18 protein-coding genes are annotated in these 16,728 nt (G+C 66.4%); 6 read left to right on the top strand and 12 right to left on the bottom strand.

The window, feature by feature from the left end; all coding sequences use genetic code 11:
- Nucleotides 1-286 precede the first annotated feature (286 nt).
- Nucleotides 287-1,108 carry an alpha/beta fold hydrolase gene (locus tag FY030_RS05190; protein WP_238348638.1) on the bottom strand — a complete coding sequence of 274 codons (822 nt, stop codon included), beginning with the start codon at nt 1,106-1,108 and terminating at the stop codon, nt 287-289.
- A 358-nt stretch (nt 1,109-1,466) separates the two neighbouring features.
- On the opposite strand from FY030_RS05190, the gene FY030_RS05185 reads away from it, so the two are divergent.
- Nucleotides 1,467-2,312 (top strand): aldo/keto reductase, encoded by an 846-nt coding sequence (locus tag FY030_RS05185; RefSeq protein ID WP_238348562.1) that lies wholly within the window; start codon nt 1,467-1,469, stop codon nt 2,310-2,312.
- 646 nt (nt 2,313-2,958) lie between these two features.
- Here the strand turns inward: FY030_RS05185 and FY030_RS05180 are convergent.
- A complete protein-coding gene (locus tag FY030_RS05180; protein ID WP_158060577.1) occupies nt 2,959-3,924 on the bottom strand; it encodes a DMT family transporter in 966 nt (321 codons plus the stop codon).
- Between the two features lie 89 nt (nt 3,925-4,013).
- Here FY030_RS05180 and FY030_RS05175 point away from each other — a divergent pair, with 89 nt between their 5' ends.
- Both FY030_RS05175 and FY030_RS05170 read left to right on the top strand, forming a co-directional pair.
- Entirely contained in the window at nt 4,014-4,907 is an 894-nt protein-coding gene (locus tag FY030_RS05175; protein WP_158060576.1) for a LysR family transcriptional regulator, read from the top strand.
- A 243-nt stretch (nt 4,908-5,150) separates the two neighbouring features.
- On the top strand, nt 5,151-5,696 hold the full coding sequence (locus FY030_RS05170; protein ID WP_158060575.1) for a hypothetical protein: 546 nt from the start codon (nt 5,151-5,153) through the stop codon (nt 5,694-5,696).
- Nucleotides 5,697-6,434: 738 nt separating this feature from the next.
- Here the strand turns inward: FY030_RS05170 and FY030_RS05165 are convergent.
- The 4 genes from FY030_RS05165 to FY030_RS05150 form a co-directional block, all read right to left on the bottom strand.
- On the bottom strand, nt 6,435-6,668 hold the full coding sequence (locus FY030_RS05165; RefSeq protein WP_158060574.1) for a hypothetical protein: 234 nt from the start codon (nt 6,666-6,668) through the stop codon (nt 6,435-6,437).
- 289 nt (nt 6,669-6,957) lie between these two features.
- A complete protein-coding gene (locus tag FY030_RS05160; protein ID WP_158060573.1) occupies nt 6,958-8,463 on the bottom strand; it encodes a tripartite tricarboxylate transporter permease in 1,506 nt (501 codons plus the stop codon).
- A 1-nt stretch (nt 8,464) separates the two neighbouring features.
- Nucleotides 8,465-9,001, bottom strand: coding sequence for a tripartite tricarboxylate transporter TctB family protein (locus FY030_RS05155; protein ID WP_158060572.1), 537 nt, complete (start codon nt 8,999-9,001; stop codon nt 8,465-8,467).
- Between the two features lie 16 nt (nt 9,002-9,017).
- Nucleotides 9,018-9,977: a Bug family tripartite tricarboxylate transporter substrate binding protein gene (locus tag FY030_RS05150; RefSeq protein WP_202879763.1), complete on the bottom strand. Its 960-nt coding sequence runs from the start codon at nt 9,975-9,977 to the stop codon at nt 9,018-9,020.
- Between the two features lie 77 nt (nt 9,978-10,054).
- On the opposite strand from FY030_RS05150, the gene FY030_RS05145 reads away from it, so the two are divergent.
- Entirely contained in the window at nt 10,055-10,477 is a 423-nt protein-coding gene (locus FY030_RS05145) for a universal stress protein (protein ID WP_158060571.1), read from the top strand.
- A gap of 804 nt (nt 10,478-11,281) precedes the next feature.
- Here FY030_RS05145 and FY030_RS17270 read toward each other — a convergent pair.
- Nucleotides 11,282-11,683: a DUF6308 family protein gene (locus FY030_RS17270; RefSeq protein WP_420371871.1), complete on the bottom strand. Its 402-nt coding sequence runs from the start codon at nt 11,681-11,683 to the stop codon at nt 11,282-11,284.
- On the opposite strand from FY030_RS17270, the gene FY030_RS05140 reads away from it, so the two are divergent.
- The gene (locus tag FY030_RS05140; protein ID WP_337692483.1) at nt 11,601-12,440 is read left to right on the top strand and encodes a CPBP family intramembrane glutamic endopeptidase; all 840 of its coding nucleotides are present in this window, start codon (nt 11,601-11,603) and stop codon (nt 12,438-12,440) included. The two genes, FY030_RS17270 and FY030_RS05140, sit on opposite strands and share 83 nt — an antisense overlap.
- Nucleotides 12,441-12,673: 233 nt before the next feature.
- Here the strand turns inward: FY030_RS05140 and FY030_RS05135 are convergent, their stop codons facing one another.
- From FY030_RS05135 to FY030_RS17030, 3 genes are all read right to left on the bottom strand, one after another.
- Nucleotides 12,674-13,111, bottom strand: coding sequence for a VOC family protein (locus FY030_RS05135; RefSeq protein ID WP_158060569.1), 438 nt, complete (start codon nt 13,109-13,111; stop codon nt 12,674-12,676).
- A 259-nt stretch (nt 13,112-13,370) separates the two neighbouring features.
- Nucleotides 13,371-13,610 carry an exonuclease/endonuclease/phosphatase family protein gene (locus FY030_RS05130; RefSeq protein ID WP_158060568.1) on the bottom strand — a complete coding sequence of 80 codons (240 nt, stop codon included), beginning with the start codon at nt 13,608-13,610 and terminating at the stop codon, nt 13,371-13,373.
- The gene (locus tag FY030_RS17030; protein ID WP_272950541.1) at nt 13,598-13,723 is read right to left on the bottom strand and encodes a hypothetical protein; all 126 of its coding nucleotides are present in this window, start codon (nt 13,721-13,723) and stop codon (nt 13,598-13,600) included. The genes FY030_RS05130 and FY030_RS17030 overlap by 13 nt, the downstream gene beginning before the upstream one ends.
- A 341-nt stretch (nt 13,724-14,064) precedes the next feature.
- Between FY030_RS17030 and FY030_RS05125 the strand changes: the two genes are divergently transcribed.
- Nucleotides 14,065-14,250 carry a hypothetical protein gene (locus FY030_RS05125; protein ID WP_158060567.1) on the top strand — a complete coding sequence of 62 codons (186 nt, stop codon included), beginning with the start codon at nt 14,065-14,067 and terminating at the stop codon, nt 14,248-14,250.
- A gap of 52 nt (nt 14,251-14,302) precedes the next feature.
- Here the strand turns inward: FY030_RS05125 and FY030_RS05120 are convergent, their stop codons facing one another.
- Nucleotides 14,303-15,412: an endonuclease/exonuclease/phosphatase family protein gene (locus tag FY030_RS05120; protein WP_158060566.1), complete on the bottom strand. Its 1,110-nt coding sequence runs from the start codon at nt 15,410-15,412 to the stop codon at nt 14,303-14,305.
- Nucleotides 15,413-15,463: 51 nt separating this feature from the next.
- Nucleotides 15,464-16,656, bottom strand: a protein-coding gene (locus FY030_RS05115) for an IS3 family transposase (RefSeq protein ID WP_420371882.1) whose coding sequence is annotated in 2 segments (ribosomal slippage) — nt 15,464-16,369 and nt 16,372-16,656 — 1,191 coding nt in all. Because the reading frame shifts where the segments join, the coding sequence is not laid out codon by codon here.
- Nucleotides 16,657-16,728: the final 72 nt, after the last annotated feature.

The raw sequence follows: 16,728 nt of genomic DNA, 5'->3' as shown, positions 1-16,728 counted from the left end.
GAGACCCTCAGGACCTCGACCGCGATGAACGGGATCGCCCCGGTCGCCAGCCCAGCACCGGTCCGACTCGTCGCCACCGCTGCCCCCGCAGGCGCCCCAAGTCCTTACCCAACCCGGTCGACGCCGCCACGCACCCTAGACGCCCTCGGTGGCGGCCCCCCCCCCCCCCCCACACGATTCGAGCGTCTACCGCTGCGGATCGATGAACCGCTGCCCGTCTTCATCGACGAGCACCGAAACGTGCTTGCCCGGGCCGCTGGCGGCTCCAAAAGCGGTGAGGTGGGGATCAGGTGACGTGCTGTTGCCTGTTGCTGAACCTAGCCATGACAGTTGCCATAGTCTCCATAAGGTCCGTGAGGCCGGGTTCCTCGACCGGGAAGTGACCGCATTCACGCAATATCGCCAATTGGGTGGGTGCTGCGATCTTGTCGAACCACGGAATGCTGACGTCGAGCGGGGTCCACGCGTCTGCTGCCGGCTGCGCCAGGATGACAGGAGTCTGCATCCCTTCCGGCGGCGTGTGCTGATATCTCAGGTAGGAGGCCAGGAAGCCGAGAGGAACACGCACCCCTCCACCACGAGGGTCAACCGCGCAGAGCCGGGACAGGTCGGCGCTACTGCTCATCTTGTGCAGGGCAGCCACCCATGACATCGGGATGCGCAGCCCAGCCAGGCGGCGGGGCAGCACTCGGGACATCGGTCCGGCGAGGATTCCGGCGGGTCCGAAACGGGTCATGACCCGCTGGACACGCCGGTCGCGGGGGTCAAGGAGGCACGTGGCCACGACTGCAGCGACGCGTCCAGAGCGTGCCGCCACCTCGTAGGCGAGCATGCCGCCGATGCTGGCGCCCAGGAGTATGAGCGGACGGCCGTCGTCCTCCTCCGCCAGGAAGTCGCACAGCAGGTCGACCCAGTCCGGGTACCGCACGGTTGCGGGATCTGGTGAGGTCGTCGCCCCATACAAAGGCAGGTCCACCGCGGCGAGGTCAGCGCTCGTGCCCGGCAGGAGAGAAGCGACCGGCCACAGCGCACTGCTATGCCCTCCGGCGCCATGGACCAGGAGAACCCGCGCCGGCGCGGCGGGGCTCCTCCTGCGCAGGACATGCACGTCATGGCCGCGCCACTCCCACCTGTCGTGCTCAGGATGCCTATCCACCTCACCGCGCCAGCGGTTTGGCAAGAAGGCGGCGTAGTCCTCAACCCCCGGTTCCGACACCCCCCACACACTACCTGGGACTGCCCTGAGGACCGCACCCTACTGTCGCTCCTAGGCGGTCGAAACTCGCGCTGCGCGCGTTCCCTCCTGGATGAGTGCCGGCAGGACGGCTGGGATGGGCCTGCACCGGTGTCGCAACCGGTCCGAGCGGGGACGCCGGTTCGCCGGTTGGAATAGCCCTGGCTTCCTGGGCGTATACAGCGTGCGGCGGGAGAGAGTCCCGACCCACAGCCATCGACGAGGAGCAGACGTGAGCAGCAGCGCACCCAGCATCGAGCTTAACAACGGCGTGCAGATCCCCCAGGTTGGTTACGGGGTGTTCCAGGTGCCAGAGGACGGTACCCAGCAGGCGGTCGAGACCGCCATCGAGGCGGGTTACCGCCACATCGACACCGCAGCGGGGTACTACAACGAGGCCGGGGTCGGCGCCGCGATCAAGGCCAGTGGGCTGCCGCGCGAGGAACTTTTCGTCACCACCAAGCTGCGCAACGGCGATCAGGGCTTCGACACGGCCCTGGGTGCGTTCGAGGACAGCCGCAAGGCGCTCGGCCTGGACGTCGTCGACCTCTACCTGGTGCACTGGCCGGTGCCGAGCAAGGGCCTCTACGTCGAGACCTGGGGCGCGTTTGAAAAGCTCTACGCCCAGGGTGCCGTCCGGGCAATCGGTGTCTCCAACTTCCTGCCCGAGCACCTGGCCACGCTGCTGGAGCAGGCCGAGGTAGTGCCGGCGGTCAACCAGATCGAGGTCCACCCGACGTTCCAGAACGTTGCGACGCAGGAGGCGACCCGCGCCGCTGGGATTGCGGTGGAGGCCTACTCCCCCCTTGGACAGGGCACCGACCTGGGCGACCCGGCCGTCACGACGATTGCCGAACGGATCGGTGTGACAGCCGGCCAGGTGGTACTCCGCTGGCACCTGCAGCAGGGCACCATCGTGATCCCCAAGTCGGTGACGCCCGAGCGGATCAGGTCCAATATCGACCTGACCGGTTTTGAGCTGACCCGCGACGACATGGCCACTATCAGCGCCATGGAGAAGGGGCAGCGCATCGGCGCCGACCCTGCAACAGCAGCGTTCACCCAGTACCGATCCTGATCAGATGGCCCCTGTCGCGTAGTGGTTCCCTCACAGTAAGGTCGCATGCAAGAGGGCGCATGAAGCCTTCGGCAACACCCTCGTCGGTGTCGTCGTGCACCAGGCCGCGTTGCATCTGGTCAGGGCAAACTCGTCGTCAGTATCAAGTTTCGGTGCAATCCGGCGCCTGACGTACTACTTTCTGCGAATAGCTCTACCGGTCTACCGGTAGTTGGCGGTGCAAACAGGCACTTCTCTCAGTTCCGTCCGCCGACGAACGCGACGGCGACGAGAATGTGCGCAAGGACTGTGGGTGCGACCCACAAGCCCAGCACGACTTGGCGAACCCAGGGATACCCGGCCCGCCAGTGCGCGTGCACAGAAGTAGAGGGTCAGACTCAAAGCACTTGTGAAAGGGAGTCCGAGGCCAGTAGCCCAGGCTTCTTCGCCGCCGTTCCATGTCTGCGACGCAGGGCGAACCTGACTATCGTGCCTGCGTTGCTGGGCGTCCTGCTGCTGTGCTGGTCCATGATTCCGGGAGTCACCGTGCCGCTGTGGGTGACATCGATAGCAGTTCTGCTTTTCTTCGCTGCTCTTATCCCGCTGATGCGCAAGGAAGGCATTATCAAGTCGAGGGCGGTAGCGCCAGGTTGGCGAGCACTGTCCGCTAAGCAGGGTCCAGGCGCCGGGCATGGTGTCCGGCGGCGTCGTGGTGCGGGCCGGGCCTGGTCATTCGCGTGATGAGCACCCCGAGGAGGCACAGTCCGGCGCCCAGCAGCATTCGTGGCGTGGGGACCTCGGCGAGGATCATCCAGCCCAGCAGGATGGTGACGACCGGGACGACGTACGTGGTTGCGGCTGTCCGGCCCGCGGAGGTGCGCCGGAGCACGTAGGCCCAGGTGGTGAAGGCCATCGCCGTGGGGAAGACGCCGAGGTAGACCACGCTCCACGTGGCCGCGGGTGCCGCGGAGGACAGATCGCTCACCAACTGGCCGCCCCACGGGACGAGCGCGACCGTGCCCGCCGCGGCCCCCACGAAGGTGAGGCTGGCCGCGTCCATGGTGCGCAGGAGGCGCTTCTGGACCAGGGTGCAGACGGCGTAGAGGACCGCGGCGAGCAGGGCCATCGCCAGGCCCGCGGGGGTGACCGTGGCCTCCTCGCCCGCACTGCCGATGAGGATGACCCCCAGGAATGACAGCGGCACGCCGAGGAGCAACTGACGGGGGAAGCCCTCCCCGAGCAGCGTCCCGGCCACGACCACGACGAGCAGCGGTGCCAGGTTGACGATGACCGCCGCCGTCCCGGCGTCAAGAGTGCGCTGCGCGGCGTTGAGGGCGAGGTTGTAGACGGCGAACCAGCCCAGCCCCCAGCCGGCCACCCACGCCCACTCCCACCCCCGAGGCGGGCGGAAGCCGGTTGCCGCCGCGACCAGTCCCAGACCGACGGTGCCGACGGCCATACGCAGGAGCGCCATGGACCCCGGGTGGTAGTCGAGGGACGCGGCCCGGATCCCGACGAACGCCGAGGCCCACAGAACCACGGTGACGGCGGCGGCGGCCAGGACGAGCGGTCGGTTCGCCGTGGTGGCGTCAGCGCCCCTCTCCCGGGGTGGCGGTGGGGAGAACGAGATCATGACCCCATCCTTCGCTCCGCTACACGCCGCGTCCAGCGCGCATTCATTAACAACCGTCCACGTCTGCTAAACAGTGCTAGCGTCGGGTCATGGACGTCCAGCGCCTGCGCGCCTTCCGCTCCGTCGTCGCGACCGGGTCGGTGCGCGCGGCCGCCGAGGCCCTCGGCTACTCATCCTCGGCCGTCAGCCAGCAGGTCTCCGCCCTGCAACGGGCGGTCGGACTGCCACTGCTGCAGCACGTCGGCCGCGGCGTCGAGCCGACTGCAGCGGGCGTCGCCCTGGCGGAGCGTATCGACGGCTTCCTTGCCGAGGTCGGGCACCTGGACGACTTTGTGGGCAGCCTGCGCAACGGACACAGCTCCACGCTCAACCTCGGTTATGTAGCCTCCCTCGCCGCCACCTGGCTGCCGACGATCGTCGGCTCACTCACCGCGGAGTTCCCCGAAACGGCAATCCACCTGCGCCACGCGGATGGGTTCGACGCCGCCGCCCGACCCCGGCTGGACGTCCAGATCCTCATCGAGCCAGCCGGCTTCGTGGAGCCGGACGGCTACCGCCTCGTGCCCGTCGCCCGGGAGCCCTACGTGGTCACCCTGCCTCCCGGACACCGGCTGGCCGACGCACAGGAGGTGGCGCTGGCCGAACTGGCCGACGAGCCCTGGATCGACAACGAGCTCGGCAACGCATGGTGCCGCCCCATTGTCGCCGACGCCTGCGCGGCAGCCGGCTTCCAGCCACGGTACCGACTGGGCGTCCACGACTACGCGCCCGCGCTGACCCTTGTCGGGGCTGGGCTCGGCGTCTCGCTCATGCCGGGGGTGGCCGCCCGGGCGGTCCCGGCCGGGGTCTCGATCCACCCCGTGGTGCAGCCAACCCCCGTCCGTGCCATCTCCGCCCTCGTGCTGCGCTCCACGTCCAGCACACCGGTGGTGCAACGGACAGTCGAGCTCATCCACCGCGCAGGGGGCACCCCAAGGCCCTAGTCCGGCCCCAGCCCTCCATGCGAACGCAATCAACTGCCATGGTCGCGCGGCACGGGCCAAGGGCATGACCGTGCGGTTGTCGCGGGAGCCGGCTACGGTGCCGCCACGTCACATGATTGCCGCACGTCGAAGGGCGGGCAGAAGAACTTGGCGCAAGCGATCGGGCTCATCACCCTTGCTGGGCTCGTGTGGCCCCCCGTCTGCTTGTGCGGGCCAGCGCTGTCCGGCCCTAGAGTCTCAAACATGCCGCCAGCACCTGTCCGGCCACGCCTGCTCGTCAACGGCAACGCAGCCCCGAGCCTGCACCGGGATCTCACTTCGGTGCGGGTGCATGTCGCCGTAGGACAAGCTACGGCGCAGGTGGCGCTAGCCGGGCCTGCGGAGGTCGGCCTCTTCGACCTCGACGATGTCGTGAACACCTCGCTCGAGATCCGTCTGCTGCAGGATGAGGAGTTCTTCGCCGGCTGGCTCACTGCGGTCGAGACGAAGTCCGGCGCTGACGTGCGAACCGTCCTTTATGCCGAAGGGTCGGCCCCGGAGACAGCCTCCTCATCGCCCCTCCCCCTGTCCTTCGGTGCCGAGGCCTCGGGCTCAGTGCGCAGGGACGCCGACGGGTGGACGGCGCACTGCACGTGCTCCCAGCTCGCCCTACGGATGAACAGCCGAATCGCCCTCACAACCCAGGACCCTGCCTTCGACGGTCAGCTGCGGGTCGTCGAGGCGTGGTACACCATCACCGCCCAGGAGGCCAGCGTGGAGTTCCTCGCCGTCGACGACAGGTCAGCGTAAGAGCGCGGTAGGAGGTAAGCGCGGCCGGGCCGGGCCGGATTACTCCGTGCCGTGCAGCGTGAGGATGCGCTGTCGTACAGCAACTCGAACGGCAAGGAGCCAGCGAGCAGCGGGTCACCGGACGGCGTCTCGCGCCTGGCGGTACCGGCGTCCTACAAGGCACTGGAGCTCACCACGCGAGCCTGACGACGCGAGCCAGCCTGAGCAACGGTTATCCGGAACGTCCGGAACCGCCGCGATGGGTTCTCCTCAGTCGATGAGGACGGTCCCTTCCCATTCGGCGTCGAACTCCCGCAAGCCGTCCCACTCCTCCAGGATGGGCAGGTACTTCTAGAAACACCGATCGAAGTGTTCGCCGGACATGGCCTCCTCATAACGGCTTCGGCTCGGCCATCGTTGGATGGCTAGGAGAGTCCGGCTGCCCAGCTGCTGCAACTCGAGGTGGCTGCCGACAGCCGGATCCTAGTGCCGTCGGGGCTCAGGCTCGGCAGCATCGACCTCAGATTCGCCTCGGGTGTTCTTCGTCCCGCCCAGGAGGAACCATCATGTTCGTGTAACCACAACCCTGACAGGTATAACTCTTTCTCACCTGCAGGATAGGCGCAACGCCGACATGGTCGAAAGTGGCGCTAGCCGTCTCGTCCTCCATTAATGTGAGGTTACCGCATCGCGAACATCCATGTTGATCGGTCAGCCACTGCGATACCATTCAGCCGCCTTCTATCGAGATTGAACGAGTTACTGTTGGGCACCGCTGGACGTTGATTTGGAGCCTGAATCGCCTTGCGCTTTTTGGCTTTCATTGCGCGACACAAAGAACCAGGCAATGAATGACAAGACGCCGAATGCTACGAGAGCCCAACCGACAAAATACCGCGATTCGCCGGGCTCATTCCCCATGAGGATGAGCGCCCCAAAGAGAACCGTGAACATCGCGAAGACGAAACGGATGAGATAGCGCGGCTCGATCACGTAGCGCCCTTGGCGGTAAGCATGGCGACGACGCTACACCATGGACGCCACGAAAAGCCGGCGGTCCAGCCCGTCTTAAGGCATAAAACACAATCGCTCCTGCCGCACTTCGGTTGTGATAACCGGGGTTCGGGGTACGCCTCAGATGGCCGCCGTGACTAGGCGAACCGCGAAGAACGCGGGCTTGCTGCATGGGCGCGACGGGCCTTGACCACCCAACCTCTGGACCAGGTCTCGCGGATCTGGACGTTGTCATGGGTGCCATTCGGTCGCGGTGAGAGAGAGATCGTCAGAAGTCGACGCGACGCCGCTCCTGTACCTTCCGCCAGATGGTCCATCCCACGCCGGCCGCCAGCAGGATGTACAACCCGATAGTGATGCCGCTGCTCACCAGCACCGAGGCGTCGTTGCCGGAGTTGGCCATGGCGTCTCGCAGGGAGTACTCCGCCAGCGGACCGAGGATGACGGCGATGAGAACCGGGGCGATGGGCACGTCGTAGCGTCGCATCGCGAAGCCCAGCAGGCCCAGGGCGAGCATCACGGTGAGGTCGAAGGTGCTGCCCGTCCCGGCATACACCCCGAGGCAGGCGAACACGAGGATGCCCGCATACAAGTAGGACTTGGGCACCTTGAGCAGCATCGCCCACAGCGGCGCGAACGGCAGGTTGAGGATGAGCAGGACGACCATGGCCACGAAGAGGCTTGCCAGGAGCGCCCAAACGATGTCGCCGCTGCGCTCGAACAGCAACGGACCCGGCTGCATCCCGTACTGCTGGAACGCCGCCAGCATGATGGCTGCCGTGGCAGAGGTGGGGAGGCCCAACGCCAGCAGGGCACCCATCGCCGTGCCCGCCGTCGCGTTGCCTGCGGCCTCCGGCCCAGCGACCCCTTGTATCGCTCCCTTGCCGAACTGCGGGTCCGCGCTGCGGCGGTCGATCCTGCGCTCGGTGCCGTAGGCCAGGAACGTCGGCACCTCGGCACCGCCCGCGGGGATCACCCCGAAGGGCAACCCGAAGGCGGTCCCGCGCAGCCAGGCGGGGGTCGCCTGCCGAAACTCCCGCCCAGACAGCCATGGGCGGCCCTTGGTCGGCACCAGCTTCCGCTCGTCCCTACGACCGACCCGTGACGCGACGTGGAAGACCTCCCCCACGGCCAGCAGCGCCACCGTGATGACGATAATACTGATTCCGTCGAGCAGGGATCGCTCCCCGAAGTCGAACCGGGCGGTGCCGGTGGGCTGGTCGATGCCGACCATGGCGAGGGCCAGCCCGATACCGAGGGCGGCCAAGCCCCGGATAGCGGAGTCGGAGACCACCGAAGAGATCGCGACGAACGCAAAGACGGCCAGCGCGAAGTACTCCGCGGGACCGAACCTGGTGGCCAACTGGGCCAGGGAGGGGGCGAAGAACACCACTAGGACAGTGGCGATCATGCCGCCGGTGAAGGCACCGATCGCTGCAGTGGCCAGTGCTTGCGCCGCCCTGCCGTTGAGCGCCATCCGATGCCCCTCGAACGCACTGGCGATCGCCGTGCTGTTGCCGGGGGTATTCATCAGGATGCCCGAGATCGAGTCGCCGAAGAGCCCCCCGAAGTAGATTCCGGCGAACATGATCAGTGCCGCCACCGGGTCCAGGACGAAGGTCATCGGCAGCAAGAGGGCGACGGCCATCGCCGAACCCAGCCCCGGGAGCACGCCCACCGCGGTGCCCAGCAGGCAGCCGATGAATACCCACAGCAGGTTGACGGGCGTAAGAATTTCGCCGAATCCGCCAGCGAGGTCAGCCAGCTGCCCCATTTCAGAACCTTCCGAGGAGGCCGGAGGGCAGGGAGATCTCGAGGATGCCACTGAAGGTGATCTGGATCACCGAGGCAAGCACGAGCCCGCCCAGCAGGCACGAGAGGTAGCGTCGGTTCCCCAGCCCGATCGCCACCGCCGCGAACAAGATGGTGGCGGCGATCAGCCAGCCCAGCCACTCCAGCGTCAAGATGAAGAAGAGCAGGCCCCCGAAGACCGTGAGCAGTGCCGGCCAGTTGCTGGCCTCCCGAGGCTCGTCCTCGACGACGAGGAGACGCCGCGGGCGGACGATGTCGGCCACCATCGCCAGCGCGACCACGAAGCAGAGGCCCGCGACGATGCGCGGAAAAGTCTTGGCGCCGAAGAGCCCACCGTCCCCCGCCTCCGTCATCGTCGCCGTGCCGTAGATCAGGAGGCCACCGATCGCGACGAGCACGGCCGGGATGATGACGGCGGAGAGGTCGCGCTCGGCCGGTGGCCCGTGCGCCTCGGCGGTGCCCTCGACCCGACCGGCGCCAGGTGTGATGTCGTTGCTCATGAAAGCCCCAACTCTTCTAGCAGTGCATCGATCCGTTCCTGTTCGTTGATGAGGAAGTCCTCGAACTCCTCTCCGGAGGCCGGATTCTCAACCCACCGGTTGCGCTCGACCGCGTCCCCCACGACTCGGTCTCCACCATCTCAGCGACCATGTCGACCAGCTCCTGACGCTCCTCCTCGGAGATCCCCGGGGGAGCGACGATGCCACGCCAGTTGACCAGGTCGACTTCGGGGTAGCCCAGTTCGATCATCGTCGGGGCGTCGACCCCCTCGAGCGGCTCCGGCGCCACGACCGCGAGCGCACGCAGCTGCCCGTCCTCGATGAGGTCACGGAAGTCGTTGAAGCCGCTGACACCCACGCCAACCGTCCCCTCGGCGGTCGAAAGCAGTGAGATGGTCAACTCGCCACCGCCGGCGTGCGCGGTGTAGCGCAGGTCCGCCGCAGGGACCCCGGCAACCTGTGCGAGTTGCGCAGCCACCATGTGGTCGATGCCACCGGCCGACCCACCACCGATGGGCAGGGACCCCGGATCGGCCGCCCACGTCTGCAACAGGTCGTCGAGGGTCTGGAAGTCGGAGTCGGCCGGGACCGCGATGACCTCGAAGTCCTCGGCCAGGCGGCTGACCGGTGTGACGTCCTGCAAGGTGGTCGCTCCCCCACCTTGGGTGATGCCGCCGAGCATCACCGTGCCCATGACCATGATCGTGGCCGGGTCGCCCTCCAGGCCGACGAGTCGGCTCAGGCCGATCGTGCCACCGGCACCGGGGATGTTGACCACCTTGACCGTGTTAGCGATGCCGTCCTCGCGCAGGGCCTGCTGAGACTCGCGGGCGACCAGGTCCCAACCGCCACCGGCTGCAGCTGGCGCGATGATCGTCAACGACGTCCTCGCTTGCTGACCCACATCCGACGTGCGGGCGTCGACGACCGCGAATCCAGTGAGCACGAGGGCGGCGACGACACCCGTATATCGCACCCAGCTCCGTTGGCGTTTCACGGTCCTTAGACTACGGTTGTTTGCAACTACAGGACTAGGTGTCGGGAGCCAATCGGATGTCGGTTGCCGTGGCGCACAGCATGACCGAGGCGGGCGCAGCCGCCTTGGAGTTGGCGATGACCGAATGCGGTTTCCGGTCGGAGCCCCTGGTCGTCCTGCACGTCGCCAAGGATGCTGACGACGCGCAGGACCCGCTGCACCGGGACCACTACCTGGAGCAGGTGCGCAGCCAGCTCAACGAGCTAGGGGCACCCGCTGACCTCGACTGGCGGCTCGAGGTCGTCGGCGCCGGCGGCGATGTGGCCGGCGCGCTGCTGGACCTGGCCGTGCAGGCCGGCGCGTCCATCCTGATCATCGGCCAGAAGCCGCGCAGTCGGGTGGGCAAGTTCCTGATGGGCAGCACAGTCCAACGAGTCGTGCTCGACGCCTCCATGCCCGTACTGGTCACGCGGGCTCACCCGGGATCACTCAAGGCCTGACACCAAGGCCAGCGTGTCAGTACTCACCTTTGTGGGGCCTGAAGACAGAATGCAGGGCGAGATCGACCGGCTCACCGAGGCGAGCACCCGGGGACTCTCGGGTACCTCCCCCGCTGACGTCCAGCGCCTGATGACCCAGGAGGTCATCCAGGACGCCACACGCCCGCGAGACGCCGCCTTCCGCTCCCGGGATCGGATCTACCAACTCCTGTGGCGTCTAAACGAGAATCACGCCATCAACGGCCCACCCGTCATGGGGGACCAGGGGCCATGGCCCCTCGGGAGGTGGGGCCGCAGAGACGGGTGGCAGCGAACAGACGACAACGCTGTCGGTTGAGAGTTCGGCCGTGCGAAGGGCCTGGTGCACCTATGCTTCCGGCTCCGACGGGGTCATCGAGCGTTTCAGCCAACGACTGCAGGGCAAGCTCCTCGCTGTCGAAGCTGCGGGGGTTGAGTACTTTTCCTCGCTCGTGGACGGCCACGACCCACCGGCCATCGCTGCGACGGGAGAGCAGGCTCACGCCACTGTCCTTACGTTGGTTCCAGTCCTCCTCGTACCCGACCTCTTCGGGAGACTGTCCAAGGTCCTCCTTAAGGCGGAGCAGGTCCCTCATGGTCCGCACGAATTAGGTCGCGTTTCATCATCAGGTCACCGGTTCCTGGTAGTCGTGATCGATATACCACTGTATGTCTCGACCTGGAGGGAAGTGTTATATAATAAGCCTCCGCCTGGCTACTCGAACCACGGAGCGATTCTCCCTCGTGACGCTGTCGAGAGCCGAAGCACCCGGTACTCCCCGTAGCTCACCTACTGATGTCGAAGACACGGAGCGCGCTGACCGACTCGTCGACGCCAGCAAGGGCGCGCACCCGCAGCAATCGCTTGTGGAGGGCGAGGTCGTCTGCTCGAAGCGCGCTGTGTAACCCACGCGCCTCGCAAGCAGTTCGTTGGACCCGGAACGGGGTGTGCGAGGCCGGCGCTGAAGAACGGGAGGAGACCTTCGACTTTTCCTGGCGTGAGGACCTTAGACCAGTTCGCAGTTCTACAGGCCAGCTTGGCAGAGGCGGCACTTCAGCTGCCGTATTACACTTCGCGGGCCGATGAGCTTGGAGGGAGGTCCAAGTGGTTCCGAGCAGCTCGGGGGCGGTGGTCCGGTTCACCGTCGCAACTTTCGTATGGACATGGCTGTGGTGGGGTCTCACCATCGGGCTGCTCCGGGTGAACCCCAACTCCTCGTGGACGATCCTCACGAGCTTCCTGGGCACCTGTGGCCCGGCTGTCGTGGCCATCGTGTTCCGTATCCGGCTGCAGGGTAGCCGCGGTGCGCTGCGTTCGATCGGTCGTAGCCTGCGACCGCGGGGCAGCAGGTGGGCATGGGTGCTTCTTAGCACCGCCGTCGTCGGTGTCGTCGGTGTGGCGAGGGCAGCGCACCAGGCGTTTGCAGGAAGCCCACCTGAGGCTCCTGCACTGTGGTTCATCATCCCCGCCCTCGTCGCGATGGCGATCGTGGGCGGTGGGCAGGAGGAGATCGGTTGGCGGGGGGTTTTGCAGCCCGCGCTGACGTGGCACCTCGGCCGATGGGCTGGCGCTGTGCTCGCCGGGGTGGTCTGGTTCTGCTGGCATCTGCCGCTGTGGTGGACCCCTGGAGCCGTGCAGCAGCACATCCCGATGGCGGCGTTCGCGGCCTTCTGCATCGGCTTCTCGCTGCTCGTCCAAAGGGGCTTTGAGGTGACAGGCGGTTCCGTCCTCCTCGCGGTGTGGCTGCATGCGCTGAACAACGCTTCAGCGGTGTGGCTGGTGTTCTACTCTTCGGCTTCAAACCAGCCGCCGATCGGCTCGTGGGTTCTCGGAACCGCCTACCTGGCCGTAGGCATCGTGGTGATGATGGCTCGGTATGGGGGTGAGTCGACGAACAGCGGAGCGAGTGCAGAGACCACCCGGGACTGCAGAAGCGTTGATTGACATGCAGGTGTGGTGTTTCAGGCCCCGCCGAGACGTCGCTCGAGCTCAGTCAGCCTGAGCGGTGGGGTAGATAGGTCTCGAACTCGATCGGAATCGGCGAAGTTCACCACGGGCTCTATCGAGGTCACGCAGCGCGTCGCGATTGACCTGCTCCTGCCCATCGCGGCCGTGCTCCCCTAGAACTGCCGCAAGAGGACCTTCACGCGGAGCGCCGGTGCGGGATGAATCCGCGGTTAACCCTTCTTGAGCTCCTCCGCAAGCATCACGATGATGCCGCTAGGGCCGCGGACATAAGTCAACTTGTAGACATCTTCGTAGGTCGCCACCCCACGTAACGGGTGGCAGCCGTGCGCCGCGGCGATCTGCAGTGCCTCTGGGATGTCGTCGACCGAGAAGGCGACGCGGTGCATGCCGATCTCGTTCGGTCGAGTGGGTTCCGTCTCAATCGCGGCGGGGTGGACGTACTCGAAGAGCTCGAGCCGACCGTTTCCGTCTGGCATCTGGAGCATGGCGATATTCGCATGGTTGCCGTCGAGGCCAACTGCCGTTTCGGTCCACTCTCCGCGGACCGTGTCGCGGCCGAGCAAGGTCATCCCAAGGTCGGAGAAGAAGGCGATCGCCGCCTCGAGGTCGCGGACGGCGATGCCTACGTTCTCGAGTTTGATGGGCATGCGTTTGACGCTACCGGTCTGGGCGCCGTCCTCCGTTCCCGGGGCCCGGCGCGGCACTTCCTCAGCGCAAGGCGTTTGCCAAACATGCGGCGTCGAGGACGGCTACGCACGCCCGACTCTGCCGTTGTCCGATCGTGTCGACGGAGATGGTCGCCGCGGCCGACCGCTGCCGCCACAACCGAACGCGCCGGGGTTTGCTTCAACTTCGGAAACCTGGGGGTGGTCGGGCAGGACAAGGTCGACCATCACGCCATAGTGGTCACTCCCACACGCCGTCGTCCGGTTGGTCGAGCACCCGCTCGCAGCCAGCCACGCGCAGCCTGGGGCCGTGCAGGCCGCTGCGCACGAGCACGTGATCGATCTTTCGGCTGACTCCGGTGGAGACCTCTCCCGCACGCACCAGCGGGTTAGCAACCTCGAACGTGTAGCCAGGATCCTCAGGATGTACGTACTCCCAGGCGTCCTGGTAACAGACGCTCAGGCCCTCTACCCCCTGCACCCCCGGAAGAACAGCATGCTTGCGGAGTCCGGCGTCGCGTCGAAGTCTCCCAGGATGACGGCGTGCACGTCACGGCCGCCGATGTGCTCCTCCAGCGTTCGTGCGGCCAGCACCGCCTGCTGCTCGCGCTCGAGCTCGTACGGGACAGCCAGCTGGGCTTGTGGTGAGCGAGCACCAGAGGTCCGAGTGGAGTATTGAGCTCCACCACGGTGGTTGCGGTCCAGGGCAGACCATCCCGAGAGCACTCGGTCAGATGCTGGTCGATCTCCGTGATGAGTCGATGTGGCCAGCGGGTCGCCAACGTGTAGTCGCGGTTTCTCCGTGGGTGCCTCGAGCACGAGGATCCTCGCCTCGGCCATGACCAAGTATGGCAGACCAACAACATCCGGAGCTGCGAACCCCCCCGCGGTGGGTTTCGACAACGATTCAGGAGGTGACGAGCGTGCGACCGAACATGATGACCATCGTCAGCATGGGCATCGCAGCACTGGCTGGGCTTGTCGGATTCCTGGTCGAAAGAATCTGGATTCTGCTGGCCCTGGGCTGCGTCTGCCTGGTCGGTTCCGTGTCAGCGCTGATATCGCGGCGGAAGATGAGCGCCGAAGGAGCGGCTGGAGCAGGTGGCCCACCCGCGCACTGACATGTCCTTCACGGGCTGAGTCAGTGCCCTAGGCCCGCCCAGGGACGAGCGCTCAGGGCCGGTGCGGCAGACGCACGTCCACCCACACGAGGCGGTGGTCGCTGGTGGGGAACGGGTAGGTGCCCACGAGCCGGAACAGCGGGTCGTCCGACAGCGGCCAGAAGACGCCGGCGTCGTCGATCTTCAATGACCTGCTGGGGAGCACGTAGTCGACCCGGAGGTTGCCCGGCGGCTCGGAGAAGTCGGCCGTGTCGAAGGCCGGGTCGCCCCGGTGTTCCAGGTTGCTCCCACCCTGGAGCAGGGCCTGCTCGTCCCCGCCCTCACTGGCCGGGGTGACCGTGGTGTTGATCCGTCGGTGGTTGAGCAGCTGGCCGATCGCGCCGTCGACGGAGTCGCCGTCGAAGGGATCGGCGTTGTAGTCACCGGCGATGACGAAGCGCTCGCCCGGCTTGAGCCCGCCCCGCGTTCCCTCGTCGTCGTATATGTAGGCGGACTGCTTCGGTGAGCTGACGTAGTCCGCCCAGAACCGGATCTCGTCGTGGTTGCGCCGGCCGTTGCGGTCCTCGGGACCATCGAAGGTCGGCGGGGTCGGGTGCGCCGCGAGCACGTGCACGGTCTTGTTGCCCACCTCCACGGGGACGTCCCAGTGGGACTTGCTGGACAGCCGCAGCACCTCCTGCTCCTCCTCGGAGTAGAACTCCTCCGGCAGCAGGTTCCCGGGCATGTCGCTCCACCGGAAGAGCTGGAAGGTGCGCACCTCGTTCTCAGCGATCGGATATCTGGAGTAGACGACCATGCCGTACTGCCCGGGGAATAAGCCGAAGCCAAAGGCGTCGTCAGGGCCACCGACGGTGCCGTCGTTGTTGAGGTCGAACCCGCTGGGGACACCCGTGTTGGCCGGCGCGATGTAGGCATAGGGGTAATCGATCGGGTCCGCGCCATTCTGCGACACCGCGAGGTAGTTGTCGCGGAACAGGTCCTCGTTGCCCGCCTCGTAGTCGAACTCATTGATGAGCACCACATCCGGCCGGGTGCGCTGGATAGTCTCGGCCACGTTCTGCGCCTGCAGGTTGTCGCCGGTCGACAGGTCACGGGCTAACTCACCCGCGTTGGAGCGGTTCAACGAGGCGTTGAAAGTCGCAAACCGCACGTCGAAATCCACCCGTCCCTGCCCCCGGTCGGGACTGCTGCACGATCAGGTGACAGTGGTTAGTCACGCAGCCTGATTGGCTGGTGTGGTCATGATGGTCTCGTAGTCGATGGGGGTCAACCGGCCCAGAGCGGCTTGTCGGCGGCGGCGGTGGTAGGTGCGCTCGATCCAGGTCACGATCGCGATCCGCAGGTCGTTGCGGGTGGCCCAGGGGTGTCGGTCAAGGACGTTCTTCTGGAGCAGCGCGAAGAAGCTCTCCATGGCGGCGTTGTCGCCCGCGGCGCCGACTCGACCCATCGACCCGACCATGTCGTGGCGGTTAAGAGCGTGGACGAATTTCCTGCTACGAAATTGCGATCCTCTGTCCGTGTGAACCACGCAACCGGTGACGTCACCGCGCCGGGCGACGGCGTTGTTGAGTGCGGTGACGGCGATCCTGGACTTCATCCGGGAGTCGATGGAGTAGCCCACGATCCGGTTGGAGAAGACGTCCTTTAACGCGCAGACGTACAGCTTTCCTTCACCGGTCCAATGCTCGGTGATGTCGCCCACCCACAGCTCGTTCGCAGCGTCGGCGGTGAACTCGTGCCGGATCCGGCCCTTCTCATCGCTGACAGCGCACAGGTCCTCGTGCACCGGCGGGCCAGGCTTCTTGCCGTTCTTGCCCCGCCTCTTCCCGAAGGCAGACCACCAGCCGTTGTCCGAGCACAACCGCCACGCCGTCCGCTCGCTCATGGCGTGGCCGGCATCGCGGGCCTCATCAGCCAGGAACCGGTACCCGAACTCAGGATCGTCACGGTGAGCATCGAACAGCGCGTTCGCGCGGTGCGCCGCGGCGAGGTCGGCGTCGGTGACCGGGCCCGCCAGCCACCGGTAGTAGGGCTGGCGAGCAATCTTGAGCACCCGGCACGTCACCGTGACGGGGATCCCGTCAACGGCCAGCTCGCGGACGAGCGGGTACATCATTTCCCCGGCAGGTTCGCCTGAGACAGATAGGCCGCCGCGCGGCGCAGGACCTCGTTCTCCTGCTCCAACAACCGGATCCGCTTCTTGGCCTCACGCAGCTCAGCCGAGGCGACCGCGGCCCCACCGGGCCGCTCACCGTCGGCTTCCTCGGCCCTCTTCATCCACGTGTACAGCGTCGTGAAGTGGATCCCGAAGTCCTTAGCGATCTGATCGAGTCCGACATCCGGCTCCCGATTGCGCGCGACCCTGACGACATCGTCGCGGAACTCCTGGGGGTAGGGCTTGGTCACGGTGAACATCCTTTCAGCCCAGCCCGAGGACTAGGCAGCTCAGGTGTCACCTATCCGTGCAGCAGTCCCGTC

The sequence above is a fragment of the Ornithinimicrobium pratense genome, from assembly GCF_008843165.1.
Taxonomy (GTDB): domain Bacteria; phylum Actinomycetota; class Actinomycetes; order Actinomycetales; family Dermatophilaceae; genus Ornithinicoccus; species Ornithinicoccus pratensis.
The sequence above is the reverse complement of the archived record's forward strand: the minus strand, read 5'-3'. Positions and strand labels throughout refer to the sequence as shown.